A 15,207-nucleotide genomic window follows, 5' to 3' on the forward strand; every position below is an offset into this window, starting at 1 on the left:
ACTCAGAAGTGAAACGCCGTAGCGCCGATGGTAGTGTGGGGTCTCCCCATGCGAGAGTAGGGAACTGCCAGGCATCAAATAAAAGCGAAAGGCCCGGTCGAAAGACCGGGCCTTTTGTTTTATGTGTGGTCTGTCGGTGAGCGCTCTCCTGAGTAGGACAAATCCGCCGGGAGCGGATTTGAACGTTGCGCAGCAACGGCCCGGAGGGTGGCGGGCAGGACGCCCGCCATAAACTGCCAGGCATCAAACAAGTGAAGAAGCCCATCCTGACGGATGGGCTTTTTTGCGTCTGTACGGAGTGAAAACCGCCGGATGCGGCGCAAACGCCTTATCCGTCCTACAAAACTCACACTAGTTCTGGCCGATAACTCGGCTCTCTCCCTCGAACATATCTGAATCATTTTCCTGCTAATTAAAACCGTGATCTTTCTCGCACAATGAGTTATAACAATTATATAACATTTAGTTCACCAAAATACACACAACCTTCATTGATAAATTAACGCGATCGTTGGCAGGGGTACAATTCTAATGGCTGATAGCAGTGTAACTGAGAACGGGGTGCTGGCAGACGGCGATACCCGTCGTCGTATATGGGCGATTGTCGGGGCATCATCAGGGAATCTGGTCGAATGGTTTGATTTCTATATCTACTCTTTCTGCTCTCTCTATTTCGCTCATATCTTTTTTCCCTCCGGAAACACCACCACACAACTCTTACAAACTGCAGGCGTTTTTGCTGCAGGCTTTCTGATGCGTCCGATTGGCGGCTGGTTGTTTGGTCGTATAGCAGATAAGCATGGGCGTAAAAAGTCTATGCTGCTGTCAGTTTGTATGATGTGTATGGGATCGTTGGTGATCGCTTGTCTACCGGGGTATAAGACCATCGGTACCTGGGCTCCTGCGCTATTGCTGCTGGCCAGACTATTTCAGGGGCTGTCTGTTGGTGGCGAATACGGAACCAGCGCTACCTATATGAGTGAAGTAGCCGTTGAAGGTAAGAAAGGTTTTTATGCTTCATTCCAGTATGTGACGTTAATTGGTGGGCAGTTACTGGCATTGCTGGTTGTGGTGATATTACAGCAAACGTTAGAAGACTCAGCGCTAAGATCGTGGGGGTGGCGTATTCCATTTGCGTTGGGTGCCGTACTGGCTATTGTTGCGCTATGGCTACGTCGCCAGTTAGATGAAACCTCGAAACAGGACGTTCGCGCGCTGAAAGAAGCAGGTTCTCTGAAAGGTCTGTGGCGTAATCGTAAAGCCTTTATCATGGTGCTTGGCTTTACCGCTGCAGGCTCACTGTGTTTTTACACCTTCACAACCTATATGCAGAAGTATCTGGTTAACACCGCCGGTATGCATGCCAACGTAGCCAGCGGGATTATGACGGCGGCACTGTGTGTGTTCATGCTGGTACAGCCGCTGTTTGGTGCCTTGTCAGATAAAATTGGCCGACGTACTTCAATGTTGTGTTTTGGCGCGTTGGCCGCGATTTTCACCGTTCCCATTCTGACAGCATTGCAAAGCGTAACGTCCCCGTATATGGCGTTTGCTCTGGTGATGTGCGCTTTGTTGATCGTGAGTTTCTATACGTCAATCAGCGGTATTCTGAAGGCTGAAATGTTCCCGGCGCAGGTGCGCGCTTTGGGAGTTGGCTTATCTTATGCGGTAGCTAATGCCCTGTTTGGCGGCTCAGCCGAATATGTGGCGTTATCCCTGAAGTCTGTCGGTATGGAAACGACATTCTTCTGGTACGTTACAGCGCTGGCTGTCGTCGCGTTTTTAGTATCGCTGATGCTGCATGGGAAGGGGAAAGGTCTGCGCCTCTAATAATGTGCCAGTTGCCAGACCGCATAGCCGGTAGACGCGCCTGCAACATCCCAGGCGAAGTCCTTCCAGCTCCAGCCGCTCCCTGCGGGGCGGCTGTCCCACAACTCTTTTGACGCGCCCAGGCTGACTGAGAACATCAGGCCGATAGCCGCACTGCGATCGCGGCTGTTACCCTGATGTTGGGCATATTCATTTCCGGCTGCGGCAAGCATGGCGGAGGCGATGAAGTGTTGAGCTTTGTCTTGTCCGCTCCAGCGGTCATTTGCCATGTGGCTGCAGCCAGAAATGGCCAGGATACTGGTAAGAATAAACAGGCGCACCGTTACCTCCATATGAAAAACCCCGTCACTGGACGGGGTCTTGGTTACAGAATACGGCTAATTAATCTGTCGATACGAATACGGCGTAATCGACGGATGAGCTTACGCACTTTGACTGGATAGTCAGCAATGCTTTGCAGGTCGCGATAGTGCTTAACCACTGTGGTATGCGTGCGGATAAGCTCCAGCTCTTTATCGCGCTGGGGAGTCAGCTCTTGCTTAGGATCGTGGATAAGGATGGCGTTTTCCAGATCCAGACGCCAGGCGCGAGGGTTAAGGTTGTTGCCGGTGAGCAGCATCCATTTATCATCAACCCACATACCTTTCAGATGATAGGTATTGTCATCATCTTTCCATAAGCGCACGACCAGCTGGTCGGTATTCACGTAATACTGCAATCTGCTCAGGAAACGGCGCAGATTGATTTCATACAGATATGGCAGCGCACCGATGATCTTGAATGGCTCATCTTCCGGAATGAAAAAGTCGTTGGCGGTTTTATCACCGACAATGATTTCGACCTTTTTCCCTTCACGCAGCAGCTGAATGATATTGCGCACCAGTATGGCAGGCAGGTTGAAATAAGGGGTGCAGATTGTGAGCTTGTGCTCCGCGCAGGGCATGAGGTGAAAAATGGTCTTATTTAACAGACTGGATTTACCAAGTCCCACCAGAGGCGTAACCGAAAGCTGTTCATTATCCGCATCACCCTGAAAATGGAATGACGCATCGCGCAGTTCCTGACGGTACAGGCGGATGTCATTTTTAATTTCCGGGCTTTTAGGGCGATTGATATCATCAAGGCGATTAACGCCGCGACCGTTCATCAGGTTCTGTGTAACCCAATCGAACATGATATCGGCCATTTGCGCGTTGCGAATCAACTGATAGCGGTCATAGCGATATTTATCATGCTGATGCAGATAAACATCGTTCAGACTGGCCCCGCTGTACAGGACGCTGTCATCAATGATAAAGCCTTTAAAATGCAGGACGCCAAGTGCTTCTCGGGTGTTAATCGGAACGCCGTAGACAGGAATATCGATACCAGGGTTTTCTTGCGCCATTCGGCAATACCAGTCAGCGTTGGTATTCGACGCCGCAGCACCAATACGTCCGCGCTGGGCTCGGTGCCAGTCCACAAGCACCCGGACATCCAGCTCAGGACGCTGCCGTTTTGCCGCATAGAGCGCGTCGAGTATGCCTTTGCCACCGTCATCCTGTTCCAGGTACAGCGCAATAATGCAGATCCGTCGCGTCGCGCTGGCTATTTTTTCCAGCAGAGTCTCCCTGAAATTAGCGGGAGCATAAAAGAAATCTACATCATCAACTGACTGAGAAATCTTGGGTAGTTGGGCAAGGTGTTGTTGATGTTTATTACGCTTAAATTTTGACAACATCACAGTGCATTTCTTCTCTGTTCATTGAAGGGTCCTCTGTGCTATGCAGACGACATAAGCGGGCAATGATACCACCAGTACCCATTAATGTGGTCAACATTTCCAGTACCTTACTCACGATTCCTCAAATTGGGCCAGATTAAGCGTTAGCCCAACAATTCCCTCTTCGAGCTGGACGTCAACAACAAACCCGAGTTTTCGGGCCAGGGCGACCATCCCACGATTGTTTGGCATCGTAATACCATTCAAACGCATAAGTCCGTGATCTCGGGTATATGCAATTAACTTTTCCATCAACCGACGGCCCAGTCCGAGCCCTTTGAGATCTGAACGTACCAGCACTGCAAACTCGGCGTCAACGTTATCAGGATCCGAGATTGCCCTCGTTACGCCGAGGATCTCTTGCAGATTATCTTTACACCGTACCGCAACAAAGGCCATTTCCCGATCGTAGTCGATCTGCGTCATATTGGCTAAATCTTCGTGGGTAAATTCGTTGATCTCACTGAAATAGCGATAATAAAGATCTTCTTTGGTTACCTGAGAAATGAACTGCTGCAGATGAGGCTCATCCTCTGGCAAAATGGGGCGGAACAGGCAGCGCTCGCCGTTTTTCAACTCTACCCATTCTTCTAGCTGATGGGGGTAGGGACGTACCGCCAGTCTGCTTTCGTTATCGCCCGTGAATGGGGCAATGTCCAGCGTGACATCCAGTGCGGTAAATTCACCGGCGGAGGCCAGTAGCGGATGAATATCCAGACGCTGAATTTCCGGACAATCGACGATTAGGTTGGAGACCTGCACCAGAAGCTGGCTTAACCCGGCGATATCCAGTGGGCGTAATGCGCTACGAGCGCGGATCTTCTTATTTTTGATCCCCTGGATCACCAGATAACGCGCCAGATTCATATTCAATGGCGGCAATGCCACTACGGCTTGCTCTTCCGGTCGCCACTCAACCCCACCTTCACCCAGCATAATCAATGGGCCAAATACCGGGTCGTGTTCAACAACGACGCGAAGCTCCTGAGCGCCAGCGCGATTCGCCATACTTTGTACTAATAAACCGTGAATGCGTGCCTGCGGCCAGGCCATTTTTACCCGATCAAAAATCGCATTGGCGGCCTGCTGCACTTCTGTTGCCGTACGCAGGTAGAGCATTACCCCCTGAACTTCTGATTTATGCGGGATATCAGGAGAACGCAGCTTTAGCGCCACCGGGTAGCCGATTTGCTCCGCGATGTGTACGGCTTCTGCGCTGTCGCTGGCGATCCACGTTGGCAGAGTGTGTAAGCCATAGGCCTGTAAAATCGGCTGTACTTCATGGGTATCCAGCGACGTTGCTCCTTCAGCAATCGCCTGCTGTAACAGATTATGCGCTTCGGCGGTGTTGGTGGTCAGGTAATCCGGCAGCGCAGGCGTTTCCCGCAACTGCTTCTGGTTACGCCGATACTCCACCATATGCATAAACGCAGTGATGGTGCCTTCCGGCGTACGGTAGGTAGGTAATCCGGCTTCGCTAAACAGCCTACGGGCCTCCTGAGAGGAAAACTCTCCGCACCAGTTGGTCAGCAACGAGACGAACTTACCGCGTGGATGTCGCTTTACCGCTTCAATTAATACTTGCGCGCTTTCGGTGCCGGGAGCGGCCGCGCTGGGGGAGTGAATTACCATCAGCGCGTCGAAATCCTGGCTGGCGAGCAAAATATCCAGCGTTTTAACGTAGTGTTCGCTGCTGGCATCATCACGCAGATCCAGCGGGTTGGCGATATCAACATGTTCAGGCAAGGCATCGCGTAATTTCTGGCTGGTATCTTCACTCAGCGTCGCCAGCTTGCCATTTTTTGACCACAGTTCATCTAATGCCAGTGCGGCTGGCGCGGCCCCATTGCTGATGATCATCAGTCTGTCGCCACGCAGCGGACGCATGTGGCTCAGGGTTTCGACCGCCGAGAACAGTTCGTGAGTATCTTGCACGCGTAATAAACCGGCGCGCTGGATAGCCGCGTCCCAGGCTGGGTCCATCCCTGCGCTGGTATGCAGTAAACGCTGCGCCGCTGGACTGCGACCGCTCTTAATCACCAGAATGGGTTTATTGCGCGAGGCGCTACGGGCGGCGGAAACAAAGCGCCGGGCATCGCTTAAATGTTCGAGATACAGCAATATTGCGCTGGTTTTGCTGTCGCGCGCCAGGTAATCCAGCAGTTCATCAACGTCGATATCCAGGCTGTCACCCAGCGCAATAAAGTAAGAAAAGCCCATTTCTCTCTGCTGTGCCCAGTCGAGTATGGTATTGGATACGGCAGCGGATTGAGAGATAAAAGCCAGCTTGCCGCGCTTAATCGGGACAGGGGAAAAGCTGGCGTTAAGTCCCTGCCAGGGGGCGAGAAGTCCCAGGCTGTTGGGGCCCAGCAAACGTATGTTGTAGCGTGATGCGCAGGCCAGCAGTTCTGCGTGCTGTGCCGCGGGAGCCGAGAGAATAATGCAGGTTTTACAGCCTTTCTCGCCAAGCGCTTCGAGTAACGCCAGGTTACGGCTGGCATTGGTGCACAATACGGCGAGGTCCGGGCTAAAAGGCAGGCTATTGATATTGGGCCAGGCCAGTACGCCCAACACCGCTTTCCATGCGGGCGTCACCGGTAAAACAGGTCCATTGAATCCCCCGGCAAGCAGGTTACGCATCATCAGGTAACCCGCGCGATTAGGTTTCATTGACGCCCCAATCACTGCAATGGATTTCGGTCGCAGTAGTGCTTCCAGACCACGCTGACTCATATCGGCTTCCTTAATGACACCAGTGACCGAATGATTTTAAACGCTTTCTGGCGAGTCTGCTGTGACGCTTCCCTGATGTTGGGTTTTTCCTGCCAGGTAGCGGGTTTTAAAGCGAGTGAAATGATCGCTTAACCCTTCCGCGGCTTGCGTATCACCCGCCAGATCCAATAAGGCGATGGCCACTTCGGCGGTACAGTATTGCCCTTCGGCGTGAACGCCGCGCAGGTGGTAAGCAGAAAGACGCGATAAATCAACGGAGATTACCGGCAGGTTATCAAGGTACGGGCTTTTGCGGAACATTTTACGCGCCTCAGGCCAGGTACCATCAAGCATAATAAACAACGGTGGTTTACCGGCTGGTGGCGTGAAAATCACTTCACGCTCTTCGCCTGCATAAGAGGCCGGGAATACAACCATCGGCTGGTAATCCGGATTTTTCACCAGTTCGAGCAGCGCCTGAGGCGGTTCGGTGCGTGACCACTGAAAAGCCGTGGTATCGGGCAGAATATCGGCAATCAAACGTCCCGTGTTACTGGGCTTCATCGGCTCGGTGTCAAACATAACCAGACAAAAGCGACTTTTTGCCTCAGAGGGCATTAGCGTTGCGCACAAGCAGAGCTTCAGCGGCAGCAGGCAGCGCTGACAGCGGCGAATGCGATTACCTCGGGCAAGGAAAGGGCGCGTGGCGCGCGCAAGGCGCTCAGCGCGTAACAGAAGAACAGCGTTATCGGTCATGGGAAACACGTTGAAAAACGCTATTGTCGCAGAGGTGAAAACGGGGCACAAGATGCGCCCCGTAGAGATTATAATGATTCGTTAAGCCAGCTATCAAACGGGGCTTTTGGTACAGCGCCGTTAAGCATGTCGACGATTTCACCTTTTCTGAAGATCATGATGGTCGGAATGCTGCGGATACCGAAACGGGCGCTGAGTTCACGCTCGGCTTCCGTATTCACTTTAACAAAACGCACTTTACCGCTACGCTCTTCCGCGACATCTTCAAAAATCGGGGCGAAGTTACGACATGGACCACACCAGGGGGCCCAAAAATCAACCACCACCGGGAGATCGTCTTTTAACAGTTTATCCAGTGTTTCACCGGTCGCATTGATCACCTCCCCATCAAACAGGTCGTGACCACAGCGTCCGCATTTAGCCGCTTCCTGGACACGATCGTCGGGGATACGGTTGATAGCCTGGCAGCTGGTACAAACGGTATTCATAACTAACCTCTGGATGAGTGGAGTGGACTTCACGGCAGTAACGCCAGTATGTTTCTATTATGTTACATATTATCGGGGGGTCTGTTCTAAACAACAATGCGTTTTATTCAATGAGTACAATAGTCCTTAGCTTTTAAATGAAATAATGGCTAACGACGTGCACATCGGGTAATCTGCGCGCTTCGCGCAGAGCAGGTGGAGAAAAACATGAGCGACGAACTGAAGAATAAAAACGGCAAGGTCAAAGTGATGTACGTCCGCAGTGACGATGACTCGGACAAACGCACCCAAAATCCACGTACTGGTAAAGGCGGCGGTCGCCCCGGTACCTCCCGAGCCGAAGGCGGTCGTCGCCCTGCCCGTGATGACAGAAAGGGTCCGAACAGCGAACGTGGCCGTGAACGTGGTCGTGACCGCGATGTAGAACGCGACCGCAGACGTGAAGATTCACCATGGCGTACCGTGTCCCGCGCACCGAGTGATGACGCAGCGGACAAAGCCGATCACGGCGGTATTAGCGGCAAAAGCTTTATCGATCCTGAAGTATTACGCCGTCAGCGCGCGGAAGAAACTCGCGTTTACGGTGAGAATGCCTGTCAGGCTCTGTTCCAGAGTCGTCCGGACGCCATCGTCCGCGCCTGGTTTGTTCAGAGCGTAACCCCGCGCTTTAAAGAAGCATTGCGTTGGATGGCGGCAAACCGTAAAGCCTACCACGTGGTTGACGAAGCCGAGCTGGCGAAAGCCTCCGGCACTGAACACCATGGCGGCGTTTGCTTCCTGATCAAAAAGCGTAACGGCACCACCGTTAAGCAGTGGGTTGGTCAGGCAGGGGCGCAGGATTGCGTGCTGGCCCTGGAAGATATTGCTAACCCGCACAACCTGGGCGGCATGATGCGTAGCTGCGCCCACTTTGGTGTGAAAGGCGTGGTAGTTCAGGATGCGGCGCTGCTGGAATCGGGTGCGGCTATCCGTACAGCTGAAGGCGGAGCTGAGCACGTTCAGCCGATCACCGGTGACAGCATTGTCGATGTGCTGGACGACTTCCGTAACGCGGGTTACACGGTAGTGATGACCTCAAGCGTGAAAGGCAAACCGTTGTTTACTACCACGTTGCCGGAAAAAATGGTGCTGGTATTAGGGCGTGAGCGTGAAGCTCTGCCAGAAGCAGCATGCTCAGCCGACGATCTGTGCGTAGCGATTGACGGTACGGGCAAGGTAGAAACGCTCAACGTTTCTGTCGCGACCGGCGTGCTGCTCGCGGAGTGGTGGCGTCAGAACAAAGCCTGATCATAAAAATGCCAGCGAATCGCTGGCATTTTTTTTACTCGCTTTCCGCAGGTAATACCGGCGTCCAGTCAATTGGCTTTTCACCTCGTTGTTCCAGCCACTCATTCGCCAGTACAAAGTGATTGCAGCCAAAGAAACCGCGATGCGCAGAGAGCGGTGATGGGTGGGGCGCTTTCAACACATGGTGACGCTGCGTATCAATAATCGCGCCTTTCTTCTGTGCGTGAGAACCCCAGAGCAGGAAAACTACGCCTTCCCGATGTTGGTTAATCAGGCTGATAACTTTATCAGTAAATGTTTCCCACCCCAGGCTGGCGTGCGAATGTGCCTGACCGGCGCGGACGGTGAGTACGGTGTTGAGTAACAGCACGCCCTGGCGTGCCCAACTTTCCAGATACCCGTGGGTTGGGCGCGTGAAGCCTGGAATCGTCGCTTCCAGCTCTTTGTACATGTTCAGCAACGAAGGCGGAGTGGCAATGCCGGGGCGGACAGAGAACGCGAGACCGTGTGCCTGGCCTGGACCGTGGTAAGGGTCCTGACCCAGGATGACGACTTTCACGTCGCCAAGCTCGGTAAAGCGAAAAGCATTGAATACATCTTTTTGCGGCGGGTAAATTGTCATACCCGACTGACGCTCGCCCGCCACAGTATGCAGCGTGTTAACAAAATAAGGCTGCTGTTTCTCTTCTGCCAGCACATCGTGCCAGGTTAATTCGGTAGCCATTTCGCTCTCCTGCGAATTTTCAATCCCCCTAGCTTAACTGCTTCTTTCGGCGTCGCAAAATTCTGTACGTTTCTCAAGGGACTACCCCTTAAAGATAGTTGAAAATTTATGTAAAAAGTTTAACTGCATGTATGGCGTAAGTTGATGTAAAACAATAAAATCCACCCATCACCACTTTCCATGTGTGGTTTTTATTGATTTAAATCAAAGATTCAAGGGTGTGTGAGGGGTATATATACACTCAAGCAACAATGGTTTTACCAATTGGCCGGATGACGGCCAACCGAGATCAAATAATTTTGCCGGGGAGGCATCAAATGATTACAGGTATCCAGATTACTAAAGCTGCAAACGACGACCTGCTGAACTCTTTCTGGCTGCTGGACAGCGAAAAAGGCGAAGCACGCTGCATCGTTGCGAAAGCAGGTTTCAATGCTGATGAAGTCGTTGCCGTCAGCAAACTGGGTGAAATCGAATACCGTGAAGTGCCGGTAGACGTACAGCCGGAAGTCCGCGTGGAAGGTGGTCAACACCTGAACGTAAACGTTCTGCGTCGCGAAACGCTGGAAGATGCGGTTAAGCATCCGGAGAAATATCCGCAGCTGACCATCCGTGTTTCTGGTTATGCCGTGCGTTTCAACTCTCTGACCCCAGAACAGCAGCGCGACGTTATTGCTCGTACCTTTACTGAGAGCCTGTAAGGCTACCGGGGAATAACCCCCGTTCAGCAGAGAATCTGAAAGCGGAAGATGCCAGTGCGTCTTCCGCTTTTCTGTGCACAAAAAATGCCGGGCTAGACGGCCCGGCATTCGGTTTACTCTTTGTCGGACTGCTGAGTCGCAGCTCCGCTCGGCTTACGACGTTTGCCGATATTTTTGGCGTCGCGGTGACGTTTTTTCACCCGCGGCTTCTCTTTCTCTTTGGCTTTTTTCTCGGCGCGCTTTGCCAGCACTTTCTTGGATGGCTTACCGTTAGATTTCTCACTTGGCGCGCGCGTGGTTGGACGCAGTTCGTCGATGACGCGTGCTTTCAGTGGCTCGTCAATATAGCGGCTCGCTTTGCCGAGCAGCAGATGGTCGTGCGCTTCAACCAAAGAGATCGCTGTACCTTTACGGCCTGCGCGACCGGTGCGACCAATGCGGTGCAGATAGGCATCGCCACTGCGTGGCATGTCGAAGTTAAACACGTGGCTAACGTCAGGAATATCGATCCCGCGTGCGGCAACGTCGGTTGCTACCAGTACGTTCACGCGACCATCGGTCAGACGTTTGATCGCTTCGTTACGTTTGTTCTGCACCATCTCGCCTTCGAGATAGCAGTTATTAATGCCTGCCTGGCGCAGCCAGCCTGCCAGCTCGTGTACACGCTCGCGTTTGCGTACAAAGACAATTGAGCGGGTCGCTTCCGGCTGTTTTAACAGATGGATCAGCATGGCAGTTTTGTGCTCGATATCATCGGCACGGTAGTAAAATTGATGGATCTTCTTGCGTTCACGGGTGGACGGATCCGCTGAGACTTCGACCGGATCTTCCAGCAGACGCTCGGCAAAATCTTTAATCGCATCGCCTTCCAGCGTGGCGGAGAACAGCATGGTTTGCTTACGCCACCGGGTTTCACCGGCGATATGCTCGATGTCCTGGGCAAAGCCCATGTCCAGCATGCGGTCTGCTTCATCGAGGATCAACGTCTCAACTGCATGACAGTCGAAGTTCTCTTCTTTAATGTACTGCAGCAGACGACCGGTAGTGGCGACCACGATGTCCTGGTTTTCGCTAAAGACTTCCATGTGGTTCATGTAAGCCACGCCGCCGGTAATCGTTGCGATATCCAGATGCGTATTCTTCGCCAGCTCACGGGCGTGTTCGGCAACCTGCATCGCCAGTTCGCGCGTCGGTGTCAAAATTAAAATGCGCGGCGGACCAGATTTCTTGCGCGGGAAGTCGAGCAGGTGCTGCAACGCTGGCAGCAAATATGCCGCCGTTTTACCGGTGCCTGTCGGCGCAGAACCGAGTACATCACGGCCATCGAGCGCAGGCGGAATGGCGGCAGCCTGAATGGCGGTCGGGCGAGTGAAACCTTTTTCCTGGAGGGCATCCAGAAGGCTTTCATCGAGTTCAAGTTCGGAAAAAGTCGTTACAGTCATGTTCTACCTCTGAGTGGGGCGCTGATTATAGACGTTACGGCTGCAATCTTCATCTGTTTGTATGGATATACCTTCTCAGGTATTGTTTTTATCCTATGTTATCGTTTTTTTTCCAGGAAGGTTGTTCTTCATGCCCCAGTCTACATCCGTACTTAGACGTAATGGATTTACTTTTAAGCAGTTTTTTGTGGCACACGATCGTTGTGCAATGAAAGTCGGAACAGACGGCATTTTATTGGGGGCCTGGGCCCCTGTTGCGGGCGTAAAACGGATCCTGGATATTGGTACCGGAAGCGGCCTGTTGGCGCTGATGCTGGCCCAACGCACTGATGAAAACGTCATCATTGACGCCGTGGAGCTTGATGTTGACGCCGCGCAGCAGGCGCAGGAGAACATCGCGCAATCTCCGTGGATGCATCGCGTGAGCGTCCATACGGAAGATGCGCAGCAGTGGGTACCGCGCCAGACCGTGCGTTTTGATTTGATTATCAGCAACCCTCCCTATTATGAACAAGGGGTGGAATGCGCCACGCCGCAGCGCGAGCAGGCACGCTACACCACTACGCTCGATCATCAGGCATTACTTACGCTGGCAGCGGACAGCATAACGGAAGAAGGTTTTTTCTGTGTGGTGCTGCCGGAACAGATCGGCAATGCATTTACCCAGCAGGCACTCAGTATGGGCTGGCATCTGCGATTGCGCACGGATGTTGCAGAAACGGAAGCCCGACTACCTCATCGGGTATTGCTGGCATTCTCCCCGCAGGCCGGGGAGTGCTTTAGCGACAGGCTGGTGATCCGTGGGCCAGACCAACGTTACTCTGAAGGTTACACGGCGCTGACCCAGGCGTTTTATCTGTTTATGTGATGACTTAGCGGCGAGAGAATGGATGGGCCCGCCTCTGGAAGCTGTTCCGGGTAATCCAGCGTGTAGTGCAGGCCCCGACTCTCTTTGCGCATCATTGCGCAGCGGACAATCAGTTCAGCAACCTGCACCAGATTGCGCAGTTCCAGTAGGTTGTTCGAAACACGGAAATGGGCGTAATACTCGTCGATTTCCTGTTGCAGCATGGTGATACGGCGCAGGGCGCGCTCCAGACGCTTGGTTGTGCGCACAATGCCGACGTAATCCCACATAAACAGCCGCAGCTCATGCCAGTTATGCTGAATGACAACCAGTTCATCCGGGTTTTCTACCCGGCTTTCATCCCAGTCCGGGAGCGTGTTAACGCCGCGAGCATAAGGCATGCGCCTGTCGATATCTTCAGCCGCGGACCAGCCGTAAACCAGGCATTCCAGCAATGAGTTCGATGCCATCCGGTTGGCGCCATGCAGGCCGGTGTAACTCACTTCGCCGATCGCATACAGCCCGTCGACATCGGTGCGGCCAAAGTCATCAACCATCACGCCGCCACAGGTATAGTGTGCGGCAGGAACGATAGGAACCGGCTCTTTAGTCAGATCGATGCCCAGTCCCAGTAATTTTTCATAAATCATCGGAAAATGCTGACGAACAAATTCTTCTGGTTTATGGCTGATGTCGAGGAACATGCAGTCAGCGCCCAGGCGTTTCATCTCGTGGTCAATGGCGCGGGCGACAATATCGCGGGGAGCCAGTTCGCCACGCTCGTCAAAATCGGGCATAAAGCGCGAGCCGTCCGGGCGCTTCAGGTGCGCGCCTTCGCCACGCAGCGCCTCGGTCAGCAGAAAATTGCGCGCCTGAGGGTGATACAGCGCCGTCGGGTGAAACTGGTTAAACTCCAGGTTGGCGACGCGGCATCCCGCGCGCCAGGCCATCGCAATCCCGTCGCCCGAGGAAATATCCGGATTAGTGGTGTATTGATAGACCTTTGATGCGCCGCCGGTGGCCAACACGACTGATTTCGCATGGCAGGTTTCGACGGCTTCTTTATTACGATTCCAGATCCAGGCACCAACAACCCGACGCGTTCCCGGCAGACCGATTTTGTCAGAGACAATCAGATCGACGGCATTACTCCGCTCGAGAACCCGGATGTTGGGGTGATTTTGCGCCTGGCTGACGAGGGTGGTTTCGACTTCTTTGCCGGTAGCATCCGCAGCGTGCAGGATACGTCGATGGCTATGACCGCCTTCACGGGTCAGGTGATAGCTTTCTTCACCGTTGGGCTGAACCTGCGTATCAAACAAGACGCCCTGATCGATTAGCCACTGAACGCAGGTGCGGGCATTGCTGGCGACAAACTCAACCGCATGGCGATCGCACAAACCGGCCCCGGCAATCAGGGTATCTTCAACGTGGGAGTCGATACTGTCGGTTTCATCAAATACCGCAGCAATACCGCCCTGGGCATAAAATGTCGAGCCTTCGCTGACCGGGCCTTTGCTCAGGACAATAACCTGATGTTTTTCAGCCAGGCGCAGCGCCAGTGAAAGTCCGGCAGCCCCGCTGCCAATGATCAGCACGTCACAGGATAATTCAGGAGTCGTATTCATGATTTTTGTTTAATTTACTAAACAGTGTTTGGTCACCATAGCACCACATTGCGCGATACTGCACGTTTTATTTTTAAATGTGTTGCAATGACTAAACAAAAAAGAAAAGCATAACGAGGGCGAAAAGAGCAAAAATATTTTGTGAAGCAGACCGTTAGCATCAGATTATGTGGTGAAATAAAGTAGCCGTTGGGTTACTCTGCAAGCGGTGAAATGGGCATTTCTAAACAGATAGTGCGTTGATCGGGTTATGTAGACTTATAATGAGAGATAAGACCTGTCTACAACATGACAAACAAAAAACAATGCGTAACGGAACTTTACGAAACTTGAGCACTCTAAGCATTTGCTTGCTCATAGTGAAGCTGATGGAGTGGCGTTTCGAAGGCGCGTGGAAATTTGGTTTGGGGAGACTTTACCTCGGATGAGCGAGCAGTTAACGGACCAGGTCCTGGTAGAACGGGTCCAGAAGGGAGATCAGAAAGCCTTTAACCTACTGGTAGTGCGCTATCAGCATAAGGTGGCGAGTCTGGTTTCTCGCTATGTACCGTCGGGCGATGTACCCGATGTAGTACAAGAAGCATTTATCAAGGCCTATCGTGCGCTGGACTCGTTCCGGGGAGATAGTGCTTTTTATACCTGGCTGTATCGTATTGCAGTCAATACAGCGAAGAATTACCTGGTCGCTCAGGGGCGTCGTCCACCTTCCAGTGATATTGATGCGATTGAAGCAGAAAATTACGAAAGTGGCGGTGCGCTGAAAGAAATTTCGAACCCTGAGAACTTAATGTTGTCAGAAGAACTGAGACAGATAGTTTTCCGAACTATTGAGTCCCTCCCGGAAGATTTACGCATGGCAATAACCTTGCGGGAGCTGGATGGCCTGAGCTATGAAGAGATAGCCGCTATCATGGATTGTCCGGTAGGTACGGTGCGTTCACGTATCTTCCGAGCGAGGGAAGCTATTGATAATAAAGTTCAACCGCTTATCAGGCGTTGACGATAGCGGGATACTGGAAAAGGTATTAGG

The 15,207-nt window shown here is 52.6% G+C and carries 14 protein-coding genes; 6 read left to right on the top strand and 8 right to left on the bottom strand.

What is annotated here, in order from left to right; all coding sequences use genetic code 11:
- Positions 1 to 531 precede the first annotated feature (531 nt).
- On the top strand, positions 532 to 1,830 hold the full coding sequence (locus tag OGW16_RS19570) for an MFS transporter (protein ID WP_286518712.1): 1,299 nt from the start codon (positions 532 to 534) through the stop codon (positions 1,828 to 1,830).
- Here the strand turns inward: OGW16_RS19570 and OGW16_RS19575 are convergent.
- From OGW16_RS19575 to trxC, 5 genes are all read right to left on the bottom strand, one after another.
- Positions 1,827 to 2,162, bottom strand: coding sequence for a YfiM family lipoprotein (locus OGW16_RS19575; RefSeq protein WP_226791943.1), 336 nt, complete (start codon positions 2,160 to 2,162; stop codon positions 1,827 to 1,829). The two genes, OGW16_RS19570 and OGW16_RS19575, sit on opposite strands and share 4 nt — an antisense overlap.
- Positions 2,163 to 2,194: 32 nt before the next feature.
- A complete protein-coding gene (pssA, locus tag OGW16_RS19580; RefSeq protein ID WP_003835350.1) occupies positions 2,195 to 3,550 on the bottom strand; it encodes a CDP-diacylglycerol--serine O-phosphatidyltransferase in 1,356 nt (451 codons plus the stop codon).
- Between the two features lie 114 nt (positions 3,551 to 3,664).
- Complete coding sequence (locus tag OGW16_RS19590; RefSeq protein ID WP_286518713.1) at positions 3,665 to 6,325, bottom strand: bifunctional acetate--CoA ligase family protein/GNAT family N-acetyltransferase; 2,661 nt, start codon at positions 6,323 to 6,325, stop codon at positions 3,665 to 3,667.
- A gap of 36 nt (positions 6,326 to 6,361) precedes the next feature.
- Complete coding sequence (gene tapT / locus OGW16_RS19595) at positions 6,362 to 7,060, bottom strand: tRNA-uridine aminocarboxypropyltransferase (protein ID WP_043017228.1); 699 nt, start codon at positions 7,058 to 7,060, stop codon at positions 6,362 to 6,364.
- A 68-nt stretch (positions 7,061 to 7,128) separates the two neighbouring features.
- The gene (trxC, locus tag OGW16_RS19600; RefSeq protein WP_003037559.1) at positions 7,129 to 7,548 is read right to left on the bottom strand and encodes a thioredoxin TrxC; all 420 of its coding nucleotides are present in this window, start codon (positions 7,546 to 7,548) and stop codon (positions 7,129 to 7,131) included.
- Between the two features lie 207 nt (positions 7,549 to 7,755).
- Between trxC and OGW16_RS19605 the strand changes: the two genes are divergently transcribed.
- Positions 7,756 to 8,835, top strand: coding sequence for a tRNA/rRNA methyltransferase (locus tag OGW16_RS19605; protein WP_043017227.1), 1,080 nt, complete (start codon positions 7,756 to 7,758; stop codon positions 8,833 to 8,835).
- Positions 8,836 to 8,869: 34 nt separating this feature from the next.
- On the opposite strand, the gene ung is transcribed toward OGW16_RS19605, so the two are convergent.
- Positions 8,870 to 9,559 carry a uracil-DNA glycosylase gene (ung, locus tag OGW16_RS19610; RefSeq protein ID WP_080626221.1) on the bottom strand — a complete coding sequence of 230 codons (690 nt, stop codon included), beginning with the start codon at positions 9,557 to 9,559 and terminating at the stop codon, positions 8,870 to 8,872.
- A gap of 317 nt (positions 9,560 to 9,876) precedes the next feature.
- On the opposite strand from ung, the gene grcA reads away from it, so the two are divergent.
- Positions 9,877 to 10,260: an autonomous glycyl radical cofactor GrcA gene (grcA, locus tag OGW16_RS19615; RefSeq protein WP_003037563.1), complete on the top strand. Its 384-nt coding sequence runs from the start codon at positions 9,877 to 9,879 to the stop codon at positions 10,258 to 10,260.
- A 113-nt stretch (positions 10,261 to 10,373) separates the two neighbouring features.
- Here the strand turns inward: grcA and srmB are convergent, their stop codons facing one another.
- On the bottom strand, positions 10,374 to 11,702 hold the full coding sequence (gene srmB, locus OGW16_RS19620) for an ATP-dependent RNA helicase SrmB (RefSeq protein WP_003835340.1): 1,329 nt from the start codon (positions 11,700 to 11,702) through the stop codon (positions 10,374 to 10,376).
- Positions 11,703 to 11,832: 130 nt separating this feature from the next.
- On the opposite strand from srmB, the gene trmN reads away from it, so the two are divergent.
- On the top strand, positions 11,833 to 12,570 hold the full coding sequence (gene trmN, locus OGW16_RS19625) for a tRNA(1)(Val) (adenine(37)-N(6))-methyltransferase TrmN (protein WP_043017225.1): 738 nt from the start codon (positions 11,833 to 11,835) through the stop codon (positions 12,568 to 12,570).
- Here trmN and nadB read toward each other — a convergent pair.
- Positions 12,555 to 14,177, bottom strand: coding sequence for an L-aspartate oxidase (gene nadB / locus OGW16_RS19630; RefSeq protein WP_200001018.1), 1,623 nt, complete (start codon positions 14,175 to 14,177; stop codon positions 12,555 to 12,557). The genes trmN and nadB overlap by 16 nt on opposite strands.
- 305 nt (positions 14,178 to 14,482) lie before the next feature.
- Between nadB and rseD the strand changes: the two genes are divergently transcribed.
- Both rseD and rpoE read left to right on the top strand, forming a co-directional pair.
- Positions 14,483 to 14,605 carry a rpoE leader peptide RseD gene (rseD, locus tag OGW16_RS19635; RefSeq protein WP_223306697.1) on the top strand — a complete coding sequence of 41 codons (123 nt, stop codon included), beginning with the start codon at positions 14,483 to 14,485 and terminating at the stop codon, positions 14,603 to 14,605.
- Positions 14,602 to 15,177: an RNA polymerase sigma factor RpoE gene (rpoE, locus tag OGW16_RS19640; RefSeq protein WP_003037573.1), complete on the top strand. Its 576-nt coding sequence runs from the start codon at positions 14,602 to 14,604 to the stop codon at positions 15,175 to 15,177. Before rseD ends, rpoE begins: the two co-directional genes overlap by 4 nt.
- The last annotated feature ends 30 nt before the right edge of the window (positions 15,178 to 15,207 follow it).

The sequence above is a fragment of the Citrobacter sp. Ce104 genome (assembly GCF_030334595.1).
GTDB lineage: Bacteria > Pseudomonadota > Gammaproteobacteria > Enterobacterales > Enterobacteriaceae > Citrobacter > Citrobacter europaeus.

Coding starts and splice junctions, on each gene's coding strand:
- OGW16_RS19570 (WP_286518712.1), top strand. CDS start 532: ATGGCTGATAGCAGTGTAACTGAGAACGGGGTGCTGGCAGACGGCGAT.
- OGW16_RS19575 (WP_226791943.1), bottom strand. CDS start 2,162: ATGGAGGTAACGGTGCGCCTGTTTATTCTTACCAGTATCCTGGCCATT.
- pssA (WP_003835350.1), bottom strand. CDS start 3,550: ATGTTGTCAAAATTTAAGCGTAATAAACATCAACAACACCTTGCCCAA.
- OGW16_RS19590 (WP_286518713.1), bottom strand. CDS start 6,325: ATGAGTCAGCGTGGTCTGGAAGCACTACTGCGACCGAAATCCATTGCA.
- tapT (WP_043017228.1), bottom strand. CDS start 7,060: ATGACCGATAACGCTGTTCTTCTGTTACGCGCTGAGCGCCTTGCGCGC.
- trxC (WP_003037559.1), bottom strand. CDS start 7,548: ATGAATACCGTTTGTACCAGCTGCCAGGCTATCAACCGTATCCCCGAC.
- OGW16_RS19605 (WP_043017227.1), top strand. CDS start 7,756: ATGAGCGACGAACTGAAGAATAAAAACGGCAAGGTCAAAGTGATGTAC.
- ung (WP_080626221.1), bottom strand. CDS start 9,559: ATGGCTACCGAATTAACCTGGCACGATGTGCTGGCAGAAGAGAAACAG.
- grcA (WP_003037563.1), top strand. CDS start 9,877: ATGATTACAGGTATCCAGATTACTAAAGCTGCAAACGACGACCTGCTG.
- srmB (WP_003835340.1), bottom strand. CDS start 11,702: ATGACTGTAACGACTTTTTCCGAACTTGAACTCGATGAAAGCCTTCTG.
- trmN (WP_043017225.1), top strand. CDS start 11,833: ATGCCCCAGTCTACATCCGTACTTAGACGTAATGGATTTACTTTTAAG.
- nadB (WP_200001018.1), bottom strand. CDS start 14,177: ATGAATACGACTCCTGAATTATCCTGTGACGTGCTGATCATTGGCAGC.
- rseD (WP_223306697.1), top strand. CDS start 14,483: ATGCGTAACGGAACTTTACGAAACTTGAGCACTCTAAGCATTTGCTTG.
- rpoE (WP_003037573.1), top strand. CDS start 14,602: ATGAGCGAGCAGTTAACGGACCAGGTCCTGGTAGAACGGGTCCAGAAG.